Genomic DNA, 12,435 nt, shown 5'->3' with positions numbered 1-12,435 from the left:
GGGTTCCCTGCGCCGCTCCCCTTCCGTGCCGTCAGGATTCACCACAACCGTCCAGTGCGCGATGCTGTCCCCCCACCCAGGGAGAAAGCCTCCGAGCCATGGCGACACGCAAACGAACGGTGAAGCAGACCGCGCTGGACCGCGAGCTGCGGGGCCACCTGCTGCGGCTCGACCGCCTCGACCATGCTCTGCGCTCGGAGTGGACCACGACGGAGTTCAAGGATCGCGCGCTGGAACGAAAACTCACCGCCCTCACCACCGCGGGCATCGCCTGGCTGCGCGACGTCATCCAGGAACACGGCTGGCCCGGACACACCCTGGTGGGCCGCGCCGCGGCGGCCGCGGCGTGCCGGCTCGTCCTCCACGCCGAGTGCTCCCTCACCTTCCATCGCCAATGCCTGCGCCGGCTCCAGGACGCAGCGGCCCAGGGTGAGGTCCCCCTCCAGCAGGTCGCCTACCTCACCGACGTGGTGCGCATGCGCGCTGGAAAGAAGCAGCTCTATGGAACGAAGTTCCGCAAGGTGAAGGGCGAGCTCGTCCCCTACCCCATCGAAAAGGCAGACGCGGTGGACGCACGGCGAAAACAGATGGAGATGCCGTCCCTGCGCACCTACGCTCGGCGCCTCCAGCGGCGCTACCTGCCGTCATGACCGGAGCCGTGATGAGCCGCGAACCCGATTGGGAATCGTTCGTGCGTCGCCACTGGGAGAAGACGCCGGCGCACCTGTCCCTGGACGTCCCCGTCGTCTTCCCGGAGCAGGTCTTCCGGAGCCTCGTGGCGGTCTGCGCGCCCTTCCGCTTCGGGACGCGCTTCCGGGCCCTGCCGGACGTGCGGCTCTTCGTGGAGACCGCGCAGCTCGGCGCGCCGGGACCGCTGCTCCCCGGAGAAGACGACGCGGGCGTCAGCGACTACGTCCGCCGGGCCTCCGCGGGCCTGGGTGGCAGACCGTTCCAGCTCTTCGTCGAACAACCGTTCATGTTCGACTTCACCCTCTGGGATCCCGTCCGCCGCTTCGTCCGGGGGTTGCTGGAGCGCGTCGGCCTTCCGGTCCTCCCCATCGTCAGCGAGCTGCTGCTGGGGAACTTTCCCCAGACCCCCCGGGGCGTCGCGAAGCGCCCGAATCACGCCCTGTTCACGCTGGTGCTCCACGGACGACTGCGCGTGCGCCTCTGGGAGAAGCTCTGGGGTGACGCTCCTGGAGAGACCGTCGACTTCGACCGCCACCACGCCGACGCCACGACCCTGGAGGCCGGCGCGGGAGAGTGGCTCTACACCCCCTCACGTCTCTGGCAGTTGGATGAGGCGCGGGGTGACTGCATGGCCCTGCGGCTGTGGGTCCCCGTCCAGGGGAGCCGGCCGACGGACGCGGTCAAGGAGGTGCTCGTGGCGCTCCTGGAAGCACGCTCCGCGCACGATGAAGCCGTGCCCTACCTCCCCTACCCCTGGCGCCGACCGCGCAAGGGCAAGCGCACCACGGCCCCGCCCCTGGAGCGGACCGCCGATGACCTGGAAGCCCTGCTGCGCTCACCCGACGTGCACCAGGCGCTGCGCATCATCTGGGCAAGGCGGGTGAGCGCATGCGGTCTGGAACCGGCTCCACCGCCCGACAAGGCCGTGCCCCTGCGGGACACCGACCTCGTGCGGGGCGTCCCCTCCGCGGACATCGTCCGGATGGGAGAGCGACCGGGCCCGTGGATCTGGGCGGTCAACGGCCACGTCTTCCCCGGGATGGGCACCGCCGTGGCGCAAGAGGTCCTCAAGGCCCTGGCATCGGATGAAGCCCACGCCGTGGGGGAGCTTCGGCGGCTTGCACGGCGAGGGGCGCAACGGGAGGAGCTGGACGCGGTGCTGGAGAAGCTCCAGCGGCTGCGGGCGCTCCAGGTCGTGACCGGGGAGGAGGGCTGAACCATGTCCGCGCTTGAAACCACCCGCCGCTTTGATTGGGACACCTTCGTCGCGCGCTACTGGAACCAGCGGCCGGTGCTCTTCAAGGGCACCGGCGCCTCGCCCTTCACGCTCACGGATGTCTTCGACGCCTCCGCGGGCGCGACCCGGCGATACCTGGAGCGGAGCTACGCCGTGGACTCGCGGCCGGATGTCACCTTCACCGTGGACCGGTCGCGGCAGCTCGTCCTCAAGCCCTGGCTCCCCCGCGCGTCGGACGGCACGCTGGAGGCCTACGACGCGCGCATCGCGGCCGAGGTGGGCGCGAAGCGGTATGCGCTGATCATCTCCAGCCTGCACAGCTCTGGATACGGGCTGTGGAGCCGTGAGCGAGCCTTCTTCGCGGAGCTGTGGAAGCGCGTCGGCCTGCCCATCACGGGAGGCATCACGACGCTGTTCCATGGAACGTACGAACACAGCCCCGTGGGCGTCCACCTGGACCGCTTCACCACGTTCCTCTTCGCGCTCAGGGGGCGCAAGCGGATGCGGTTCTGGCGCAAGCGGCCCTGGAAGGAGGACGTCTCCACGGTGCTCGACTACCAGCCCTACCTGAAGGACTCCTTCGTCGCGGAGGTCGAGCCCGGGGACATCCTCTACTGGCCCTCGACCTACTACCACGTCGGAGAGAGCGCGGGCGCGGGCGTGGCCACGAGCGTCAACGTGGGAATCCCGCTCACGGAGCACCGCACCGTCTACGCCGTGGACGACCTGCTGCGAGGGATGATCGACGAGACGTCCCTCGCCGACCACGAGTGGACACAGACGCGCCTCGCCAGGGTGGACGCCTCCCCGTTGATGCGAGATGCGCTCAGGGCCGGGGGCCGCCTGCCCACGGTGCTGCCCCGCGCGCTCACCGAATCGGTCGAGGCCTTCCGCAGCGTGAGCCGGCCCCGCGACGCGCGTCGGCACATCCAGGAGACGTGGCTCAAGCGCCTCACCTCCGGCGGCTTCCAGCCCGTGCCGGACCCGGCGCCCACGAAGCGGCTGCGGGACGGGGACCGCGTGCACGCGGACGCGCGCTTCCCCATCGTCTTCGAACAGGAGGACACGACCCGCTGGATCTGCGCGGCCAACGGACAGGCGCTTCGAGGCAAGGGGGGCGGGCAGGCAGTCGCGAAGCTGTTCAAGGAGCTGGCATCTGGCCGGGAATCGAGCATCAGGGACCTGCTCCGGCCATTTCGTTCAGGCGGTAGAACGACGCCGGACGTGGATGTGATTGCCGCAACGCGTGAAGGGATGCGCAGCGTGCTGGAAAAGCTTCACGCCTGCCGCGCGCTGACGCGGGGACAGGATGCCAGGCCGCATCCAGCGCTTGACGCATCTTGAAACACGTCCCACGCTGTACGCGCAGTCAGCCCAATCGACGGAGGAGTGTCATGCTCAAGAAGAAGGCGAAGGCCCCCCGGTCGTCCAAGCAGGCCAAGCAGAAGCTGGTGCAGATGATGCGTGAGATGGAGAAGGCCACGGTGCCCACCTCCACGAAGGCGCGCGGTACGTGCATCCGCATCTACTGCACGATCTGAGACGGCGTCGTTCCTGATGCGGGCGTGGGTCGGGTTGCTCGATCCACGCCCGTTTCTTTTCAGCCTGGGAGAGGCAACGTCACCGATGCCCCGGAAGACCGCCCTGCCCCGAGGCATCCCGAAGCCGCGTCCGGGTCCCCTACCGCCCCTGCCACCGCGGGCGCGCGGGTTGGTGGAGGCGGTGCGAAGGGGACGGGCCACCGGCTTCTTCCCGCCCGTGGTCCGCGAAGGTCCCGAAGGCGTGCTCCAGGTCGCGAGGGCCCTGCACGGCGAAGAAGATGCCCGGCGCATCCATGCCCTGCTGGCCCGGCCCGGCTTCCGTCCGCTGGTGAAGCTCCTGGAGGAGCTGGGGGCGTGGTGTCGAAGCACGGCGGAAGGACATCCAGGACTCTTCGGCCCTCGGGTGCTCACGCTGAGCAACGCGGAGCTGTTCGGCCCGTTGATCACCGACGCCTTCACGCAGTGCGCCGCCACGGACGAGGGCGCCGAGCCGCCCGACCTGGGCGCGCTGTGGAAGGGGTTCCAGGCATTCTTCGCGCGCTTCCTCGTCCGGCTGCGAAGGGACCTGCGAGCGGGGGTGTTCCAGCGGGAGGGCTTCACCGGTCCGGTGGTGGGCTTGTGGGCGAACCCGGAGGAGACGCACAACGGACGGCAGTGCGTGTTGCGGCTGCGCTTTCGCAAGGGCGGAGCGCTGGCCTACAAGCCGAGGCCCGCGGGAGGTGAAGCGCTCTTCCTCTCCGAGGGCCGCGCGGGAAGCTCCCTCTTCGAATGGCTCAACGGGCGCCCCGCGGCGTCCGGAGCGGTGCACCTGCCCACGATGCGGATCCTGGAGGGCCGTGGAGCGGACCGGTTCGCCTACAGCTGGCAGGAGTGGATCCCCCGCCCCCGGCAGTGGGGCACGTTGCGGGAAGCGGAGCACCTGCGGTTGGAGGGCTGTCGGCTGGAGCCCCGGGAAGCGGAGCGCTTCTGGCATCGCGCCGGTTCGCTCACCGCCGCGTGCTTCGCGCTGGGAATGGGCGATCTCTTCGCGGGCAACGTCCTGGTCGGAGCGAGGAGCAAGGACCGGAGGCCCATGGCCTATCCGGTGGACCTGGAGGTGTTCTTCGCCCCCGTCCAACGGCTTCCGGAGACCGGGCTCATCAACGATGCAAGTGACGGAGGAAACCACCACGTAGGCTTCGAGCGCAGCGCGCGGTGGTGCACCGAAGGCGGCCCGCGGGTGTGTTTCACGGAGACGCGCGGAGGCGTGCTGCGGCTCGAAAAGAGGACACGGCCCTGGGCGCGGGAGGAGACGCGCTCGGTGGTCGCGGACACGCAGGGAAACGTCGGCTTCGGCGCGTACCTCCCGGCGTTCCTGCGCGGCCTGTTCGACCTCTGGACGCTGCTGCTGTTGGAGCGCCCCCGGGTCGTGAAGTTCCTGAAGCGTGCGTCACGGAATCGGTTCGTCCGGGTGCTGGTCAAGCCCACCTCGGTGTATGGCGAAGCGCTGGACCGGCAGGTGCTGTCCTCCGGCGAGCCCTCCTCACCGCGTGGCAGGTTCAGCCGGGAGGAGGCGGAGCAGTTGGGCCGGCTCGACGTGCCGTACTTCTTCAGGGAGGCGCAGGGAGGTCCCCTGCTCTACCTGACGGGAGTGGAAGGAGCGCTGAAGACACGGCGCGCGGGACCGCAGCGCTTCCTGGAGCCGAACGCACCGCCCTCGCTGCCCGTCCTGGAGGGAGAGCGTTTCACCCTCGCGAACCTCGGGGTGGCGGTGCGCGACGCCGTGGCCTTCGTCTTCCGCGACAGCCCCCAGCACACCGTCACCGATGCACGGCTGGGAGTCCACCTGGACCTGAAGTCCCCCGAACAAGGACAGGTGTCCTTCGACTGGAAGCAGGTCGGCCAGCGCCTGACGTTCTCGTGGAAGCAACGAGAGCTTCACGTCACCCTGGGCGAACTATAGGAGCCCGCGCTCCATAGGGCCTCGGCTCAACCAGGCCTGTAGTGTTCGCGCCTCCAGGTTTCGAGCGTCATGGCGGCACTGAGTCCCACCATGCTCAAGGGGATCATGGCCAGTTCGGCCAGCACACGCGTACCCTCCAATGGGGCGTATTCCAGGGCGACTGAAGCCGCCCAGAACCGCGTTCCTGGCTCTGGGTCATCAAGCAGCCTCAACATTCGTTCCCTGGCCTCCGCGCCGCGTGACTTCAGCTCGGTCTCGATTGCGCTGACGCGCTCGAACTCCTTGTTCGCGGCTCGCGTCTTGCGCGCGTCAAGCAGGTGTCCGTGCTTGGCGGAGACCTGCCGAAATGCCTCTACGAGTGCCTCGTCTGAGAGGCCCGCCCAATCATCTACCTTCATGGGATGACGCCCAGTTGCTTGAGGACCTGGAGCCCGAACTCTCGCTGCTTCTCGTAGGACTGCTCGCGAAGCCACTCACGAACGACCCGCCCTCCTGCGATGCGCTGTTTGGAGGAAAAATACGCACTCATGCGCTCATGAATCCGTGCGTCGACCGCGATCACGTTCTCCGTGGTGTGAATGACTTCAGGGCCAAACCGCCGCACGTTCCCCGGCGTCTGCTCGACGATGTGATGCCACTGCTTCCCCTGCCCCGCCGGTCCCATCGCGCTCTTGAAACCACTGAAAGACCTCCATGCCTTGATACCAGACTGACGGGTGGCAACCGTCCCAGCCGTCGTTCCGCGCGAGGACATCGCCACGGCTCCAGGCGCCAGGGTGACCGTGAAGCCATCAGCGGCCAGGGCCACGGCTTCAACCTGTCCCACCGCCGCGGATTCAACCCCCATCCGCGCTTCAGCCCTCACCGCGGCGTAAGCAGCCCCCGGCAATCCCGGCAACTTCGCACTCAGCGTCGCGCTCGTGCTTCCGATGGCGGCGGTCGCAAGCATGACGAAAGCCCGCGCCGCGTTGCGGCCCATCAACTGTCCAAAGCGCTCTCCCGCCTCGCGCAGCTCATCGAACGTCACTGCCCGGTCGGACTCGGCCATCAACTGTCGGAAGCCGTGGACGAGGCCCCAGAACGTATCGATACCCACGTAGAGGATGACCGCCGCCGTGAGCACAGCCGCCACGCCCTTCGTCATGGGCTCGGGGACGGCCCAGAGCAGCGCGTAGGTCGTCGCCGTCCACAGGGCTGCCTTCATCAGCGCTTCCGGGTGGGCCGTGTCCTTGACGGCATCCCATAACGAGTCCAGCACCGCCCCCTTCGCCAGGGACATGGCCAGGGTGAAGCGCGCGTCCCCCGTGAAGCCAGGCCCCTCCATCAGCAGCCCCAGACAATCGCCCCGCTGCCCCGTTCGCACGCACCAGCGCAGGTAGGCGTGCGTCAGCTCGGCCTCCTCCCGGGACAGCTCGGCGTCCAGGTGTTCTCCAGGTCCGAGCGGAACCATCCGCCGACTGCGGACATCGAAGAGATACGATCCGCTTCGGGGGTCCACCTCGAACAGACGCCGGGCCGCTTCCTGTGGGCGCGGAATCAGCGGGAGGGTTCGGGCCAGGTGCGCCACCGCCTCCTTCACCGCATCCCCGTCGAGTGCGCTCAGCCCGGAGGCATCCTCCGAGCGCGGGACGTGGACGATGGGCGGCGAGACACCTGCTGTGTCGATCCGGATGCCCCTCGGAACCCCACTGCACCCCACCAGGGCCCAGAGCAGGGACAGCAACAGCCACGGCAGCCGCATGCGCCACTCCATGCCCGAGGACTTCTCCAGAGCGCCAGGCATCATCACCCAATTGGAGCCACGGTCGGGGAACTACTTCGCATCGGCGGCAGGGCTGGGCCTGCACGGGCTGGAGGCGCATGGAGCGCGACCGATCAACCTCACTGAGCCTTGTCCGGGCGACCTCCTTTCACCATCCTTCCGTCAACGCGTGCCCAGGGCGTTCACCGCGCCCCCACGCTGACCGAGCAACGGAGCCGCCATGTCCCCCCCGCGCGACGCAGACCTCCCTGAACACGTCGACGTGCTGATCGTCGGTGCCGGCATCTCGGGGATTGGGGCCGCCTGTTATCTCCAGCGGGACCACCCGTCGAAGTCGTACGCTGTCCTCGAAGCCCGCGGGGCCACCGGTGGAACGTGGGATCTCTTCCGCTACCCCGGTATTCGCTCCGACTCGGACCTGCACACGCTCGGCTACGAATTCAAGGCGTGGACGAGCAACAAGTCGATTGCCGACGCGGAAGCCATTCTCGCCTACCTGCGCGAGACCGTGGCGGAGTACGGGATTGACCGCAGGATCCGACTCCACCACCGGGTGCACGGCGCCGCCTGGTCCAGCAGCGACGCCCGGTGGGTGGTCGACGTCGAGCGCACCGACACGGGCGAGCGCAAGAAGCTCTCCTGCCGGTGGCTGTTCTGCGCCAGCGGCTACTACCGCTACGACCAGGGGTTCACGCCCCATTTCGAGGGGACCGCGCGCTTCCAGGGCCGCGTCATCCATCCCCAGCACTGGCCGGAGGACCTGGACTACAGCGGCAAGCGCGTCGTCGTGATCGGGAGCGGCGCCACCGCCGTGACCCTCGTGCCAGCAATGGCAAACACGGCCGCGCATGTGACGATGCTCCAGCGCACGCCCTCCTACGTCCTGCCCACGCCCGCCGAGGACCTGTTCGCGAAGCTCGCGCGCAAGCTGCTGCCGAAGAAACAGGCCCACGCGCTCACGCGCCGGAAGAACATCGCGCTGCAGCGTTTCCTCTGGCGCTTCTGTCAGCGCTTCCCGCGTGCGGCCCGGCGCTTCATCCGCTTCGTGAACGCCAGGGAGCTCCCGAAGGGCTATCCCATCGACGAGCACTTCAACCCGCCCTACAACCCGTGGGATCAGCGGCTGTGCGTGGTCCCGGACGCGGACCTCTTCAAGGCCATCTCCAGCGGCCGGGCCTCGGTGGCCACGGACCACATCGAGACCTTCACCGAGAAGGGCCTCCAGTTGAAGTCAGGCAGGGAGCTTGAGGCCGATATCATCGTCACCGCGACCGGGTTGAACCTCCAGGCGCTCGGAGGCATCGCGCTGACCGTCGACGGGGCGCCGGTGCGCCTGCCGGAAACGGTGGCCTACCGGGGCATGATGCTCAGCGGGGTGCCGAACTTCGCCTTCGCCATCGGCTACACCAACGCATCCTGGACGTTGAAGATCGGCTTGCTGTGCGAACACTTCTGCCGCCTGCTCACGCACATGGACGCGCACGGCCACACCATCTGCACCCCCGAGCTGAGCGACCCGGCGATGCCAACCCGGCCGCTGCTCGACTTCGACGCCGGGTACGTGAAGCGCGCACTCGACACCCTGCCGCGTCGAAGCGACGAGGCCCCGTGGCTGATGTCCATGGACTACCACGCGGACGTCAAGCTGCTACGGGAGGGAGCGGTGGTGGACCCGAACCTGCGGTTCTCCTCCCACGTCCGTCCGGCCAGCACGGGCATCGTGGCGGCGGGCTGAGAACACGCGCTGAGCTATACCGCTCAGGCGGGCAGCGCGCGTGACAGCGCCTGACGCACCGCCGCGCGCACCGGCGCGGGGACTTCATCTCCCGGAATCCGCCGGCACAGGGACACCGTGCGCTTGAGCGAGTCGCACGCCTCCGTGCAGCGCGGGCAGCGCGACAGGTGGTCCTCGAGGCGCACGCAGGTGGCCTGATCCACCTCCTGAGCGGCGAACCCGGCGAGCTCCTGCGCCAGCTCCGGGCACCCCTGGGCCTGCCCCGGAGCGCCCTCCCCCATGAGGGTGGAAAGGTGCTCGCGCAATTGGAGGCGCGCGCGGTGCAGCCGGCTCTTCAGCGCCCGCACCTCGATTCCCACCACCTGCGCCGCCTCCTCGGCCGAGAGCCCCTCCACGTCCCGGAGGATGAGCACCTCCCGATGGGCTTCCGGCAGCGCGAGGATGGCCGCCTGCAACATCTCCCCCATCTGCCGCGCATGGGAGACCATGTCCGGGGTGGCCTCCTCCGCGGCGACGCGGTTGGCAGCGGGAGAGTCGAGGGGCTGGAACGCCTCGGGCGCCCCCACGCGCTTGCGCCGCAGGCGGAGGCAGTGCGTGCGGGCCACCTGGTACAACCAGGTGGAGAGCTCCGCGTCGCCCCGGAACGCGTGGATGCCCCGGAAGGCCGCGAGCAGCGTCTCCTGGAGCACCTCCTTGGCGTCCTCCTCCGAGCCACACATGCGCAGGCCGAAGCGGTACACCTGCTTCTCGTGGCGGGCGAGGACTTCATCCAGGGCCTTGTCGTCGCCCGAGCGCGCGGCCTCCATCAGCTGCTCATCGGTTCGCGTCGACATCCGCCCGTTGCCTCCTCCTCGCTCTCCGCCGCTTCCGTATGGGAGAACGCTCGGCCGCCAGGATGCCTTCCTGGACGTCTCCATGAGGATACATAGCGGGAGCCTAGCGCCGGTGCTGAAGGGACATGCCCATGTGCCCTACGGGTACGGAGGCTGACACTCCTCCTGTCGCGCAGCGGGAGGAAGGCCGCCAGCTGGCCCCCAGCGTGGCCCGCAGTGCATGGCGGTCGAGGTACCAACTGAGCCCACCCTCCAGTCGCAAGCCGCCAGAGGCGTCCTCCAGGGCCTCGCCTGCGACCCGAGCCACCAGTGCCCAGGGTTCAAGCACCGTGGCCCCCGGGCCCGGCAGGTTGAGGCCCGCGCGGACATGGGTGAGCAGCATGCGTCCCTGCGTGGAGGCCACATGATGAACCTCGGCCGAGAGCACCAGCGGGCGCAGGCGCAGCAGCGCATCCACACCCAATGAGTGTGCATCGCCCCCTGCCTCCGTGCTCCCTTGCAGGGCCAGGGTGAAGCCGGGGCGGAGGCCAAAATCATTCATGGGCAGGCTGAGGGCGTACGCCTCCGCCTCGGGGGCTCCCAGGGTGAGGGCGGTGCGGGCCAGCAGCAGCGGCGACCGCTGCTCTCCTTCTGAGCCGGGGCGGTACACCACGAGGCCCGCGTCGTAGCGCACGCTCCAGCCTTCCCCCCGGAGCAGACCGCCCATATCCACCCCCGGAGCGCGTCCCGACTCCGTCCCGGCGAGGTGCTCGCGCAGGGGGCCCTGCGTGAATGCCTTGTCCAGCGAGTCCACCACGAAGCCACTGGTGAGGCTCTCGCGGCCCAGTTGCGGACGGAACAGGCCCACGCTCAACCAGAGCCTGCGGGGCAGCACGGTGAAGGTGGCGCTGGCCTCGTGAAGGGCGAGCGGCGGCCCCCGAAGAGGACCCGGCAGGAGGGTCAGTCTGTCGAAGGACACCTCCACCGAGCCCCGCACCCATGGCAACCCGGCCAGGCGCAATCCCACCCGCCCCCGTCGCAGGCTCACGGCCGTTGAGTCCGGCAGCCCGAGTTGCTGGTCGAGGCGCACCTGAAGCGCCTCTTCGAATTCCAGCCGCGGCCCCTCCTCCCGCGCCACCTCTTCGGCTCGGCCAGGCCACGCCACGCCGGCCATGGACAGCAGGCAGATGGACAGCACGGTCCGCCTTCTCCGTGTCGCGCTCTCCATGGGGCGGATGCGGCTCTCTAGTAACGGATGACCTGGTAGCCCGCGGCCACCAGGCGCGACAGCTCCGCGACGCCGTTGTCCACCACCTCCGCCTCCGGCTGGAGCTTCTTCGGGTCGATGCCGAACTTCGCGAGCGCGTTGCCACAGGCCACCAGCCGTACGCCCGCGGCCTTCGCCGCCTGGGCCTCCTTGCGGACCGACTCCGGCACGGCCTTCACCGTTGGGTCCAGCGCCACCACCGCGCGGCCATAGGTGAGCCACACCACGTCCGAGAGGTAGCCGGACTCCTTGGCGTTCACCGCGTGCCGGAAGGAGCTGGAGAGGGTGCCGATGTCCTCCAGGCCCGTGGTGGCCACGAAGACGAGCTTGCCCTGGCGCGCGGGCACCTTCTTCTCGGTGGCCTGGGAAGGCTGGGACGGCGGCGCGGCGAGCGTGGCCAGGGGAGCGGTGACGAGCGCGGTGACGAGCAGCAACAGGAAGCGATTCATTCGAGGGACTCCGAATCAAGCTGAGGATTACTGGATGGACAGCAACTGGATGAGGCCCCAGGCGGACAGCGCCAGGGCCGCGAAGCCGACGAGGCCCGCGTAGACGACGCGCATGCCCGCGCGGCGAACCATGCTCAGGTGGGTGCCCAACCCCATGGCCGCCATGGCCATCACCATGAGGAAGACGCTGGCGGTGGAGAGCCCGGCCTTGGCGGCCGCGGGCAGCACGCCCACCGAGCCCAGCACGCCCACGGCGAGGAAGCCGATGACAAACCAGGGAATGGGCGGCTCCTTCAGCGAGTAGCGCACCTTCCCGCCCGCACCGGAGACCAGTCCCAGCACGACGAGCGCGGGGGCCAGCAGCACCACGCGGGTGAGCTTCACCAGCGTGCCCAGGTCCCCCGCCGAGGTGCCCCAGGTGAAGGCCGCAGCCATCACCTGCGCCACCTCGTGCAGCGTGGCGCCCGAGAGGATGGCGAGCTGCGCGGTGCTCAGCCCCAGCAGCGGCCCCGCGAACACGTAGAAGAGCACGCCCACCGTGCCCAGAATTCCGCACAGGCCCACCGCCAGCGTGGTGTCCTCCTCCTCCGCGCGGGTGACGGAACTGGCGGCCACCACCGCGCTGGCGCCGCAGATGGAGGTGCCCACGGCCAGCAGCGTGCCCAGCTTCTCCGGCACACCGAAGCGCTTCGTCACCCAGCGGATGCCCAGGATGCCGCCGACGATGACGGCCAGGGCGAGCAGCAGCACGCGCGGGCCCACCTTCGCCACCAGCCCGAAGTCGAGCCGCGCCCCCATCAGCACGATGCCCAGCCGCAGCACCGTGCGAGCCGAGTAGCGCGTGCCCTCCACCAGGACAGGAGACAGCCCCAGGGACGTGCGCAGCGTGATTCCAATGAGCAGGGCCACCGTGAGCGGCCCCACCACCTTGAGGCCAGGAAGCGTAGCGAGCCAGTAGCTGGCCACCGCCAGCCCGGCGGCGAGCCCGAGGCCCGGCAAG

12 protein-coding genes are annotated in these 12,435 nt (G+C 69.2%); 6 read left to right on the top strand and 6 right to left on the bottom strand.

Features of this window, described 5'->3' with window-relative positions; genetic code table 11:
* Positions 1–98: 98 nt before the first annotated feature.
* From OV207_RS31955 to OV207_RS31935, 5 genes are all read left to right on the top strand, one after another.
* Positions 99–650 (top strand): DUF6624 domain-containing protein, encoded by a 552-nt coding sequence (locus tag OV207_RS31955; protein ID WP_267558788.1) that lies wholly within the window; start codon positions 99–101, stop codon positions 648–650.
* 11 nt (positions 651–661) lie between these two features.
* A complete protein-coding gene (locus OV207_RS31950) occupies positions 662–1,906 on the top strand; it encodes a hypothetical protein (RefSeq protein ID WP_267558787.1) in 1,245 nt (414 codons plus the stop codon).
* 3 nt (positions 1,907–1,909) lie between these two features.
* Positions 1,910–3,271, top strand: a complete 1,362-nt coding sequence (locus OV207_RS31945; protein ID WP_267558786.1) for a JmjC domain-containing protein — start codon at positions 1,910–1,912, stop codon at positions 3,269–3,271.
* Between the two features lie 50 nt (positions 3,272–3,321).
* Complete coding sequence (locus OV207_RS31940) at positions 3,322–3,468, top strand: hypothetical protein (RefSeq protein ID WP_267558785.1); 147 nt, start codon at positions 3,322–3,324, stop codon at positions 3,466–3,468.
* 85 nt (positions 3,469–3,553) lie between these two features.
* Positions 3,554–5,410, top strand: a complete 1,857-nt coding sequence (locus tag OV207_RS31935; RefSeq protein WP_267558784.1) for a DUF4135 domain-containing protein — start codon at positions 3,554–3,556, stop codon at positions 5,408–5,410.
* A gap of 26 nt (positions 5,411–5,436) precedes the next feature.
* On the opposite strand, the gene OV207_RS31930 is transcribed toward OV207_RS31935, so the two are convergent.
* Complete coding sequence (locus tag OV207_RS31930; RefSeq protein ID WP_267558783.1) at positions 5,437–5,808, bottom strand: DUF2019 domain-containing protein; 372 nt, start codon at positions 5,806–5,808, stop codon at positions 5,437–5,439.
* On the bottom strand, positions 5,805–7,163 hold the full coding sequence (locus OV207_RS31925; protein WP_267558782.1) for a hypothetical protein: 1,359 nt from the start codon (positions 7,161–7,163) through the stop codon (positions 5,805–5,807). The genes OV207_RS31930 and OV207_RS31925 overlap by 4 nt, the downstream gene beginning before the upstream one ends.
* A 229-nt stretch (positions 7,164–7,392) precedes the next feature.
* On the opposite strand from OV207_RS31925, the gene OV207_RS31920 reads away from it, so the two are divergent.
* The gene (locus OV207_RS31920) at positions 7,393–8,907 is read left to right on the top strand and encodes a flavin-containing monooxygenase (protein ID WP_267558781.1); all 1,515 of its coding nucleotides are present in this window, start codon (positions 7,393–7,395) and stop codon (positions 8,905–8,907) included.
* Positions 8,908–8,930: 23 nt separating this feature from the next.
* Here OV207_RS31920 and OV207_RS31915 read toward each other — a convergent pair whose 3' ends face one another.
* The 4 genes from OV207_RS31915 to OV207_RS31900 all read right to left on the bottom strand — a co-directional run bounded on the left by OV207_RS31915 (position 8,931) and on the right by OV207_RS31900 (position 12,434).
* Positions 8,931–9,740, bottom strand: a complete 810-nt coding sequence (locus tag OV207_RS31915) for a sigma-70 family RNA polymerase sigma factor (protein ID WP_267558780.1) — start codon at positions 9,738–9,740, stop codon at positions 8,931–8,933.
* 103 nt (positions 9,741–9,843) lie between these two features.
* Positions 9,844–10,917, bottom strand: coding sequence for a hypothetical protein (locus tag OV207_RS31910; RefSeq protein WP_267558779.1), 1,074 nt, complete (start codon positions 10,915–10,917; stop codon positions 9,844–9,846).
* Positions 10,918–10,964: 47 nt separating this feature from the next.
* A complete protein-coding gene (locus OV207_RS31905) occupies positions 10,965–11,435 on the bottom strand; it encodes a DsrE family protein (RefSeq protein ID WP_267558778.1) in 471 nt (156 codons plus the stop codon).
* 27 nt (positions 11,436–11,462) lie between these two features.
* A complete protein-coding gene (locus OV207_RS31900) occupies positions 11,463–12,434 on the bottom strand; it encodes a YeiH family protein (RefSeq protein ID WP_267558777.1) in 972 nt (323 codons plus the stop codon).
* Between the last annotated feature and the right edge of the window lies 1 nt (position 12,435).

The organism is Corallococcus sp. BB11-1 (genome assembly GCF_026626625.1).
Taxonomy (GTDB): Bacteria; Myxococcota; Myxococcia; order Myxococcales; family Myxococcaceae; genus Corallococcus; species Corallococcus soli.
The sequence above is the reverse complement of the archived record's forward strand: the minus strand, read 5'-3'. Positions and strand labels throughout refer to the sequence as shown.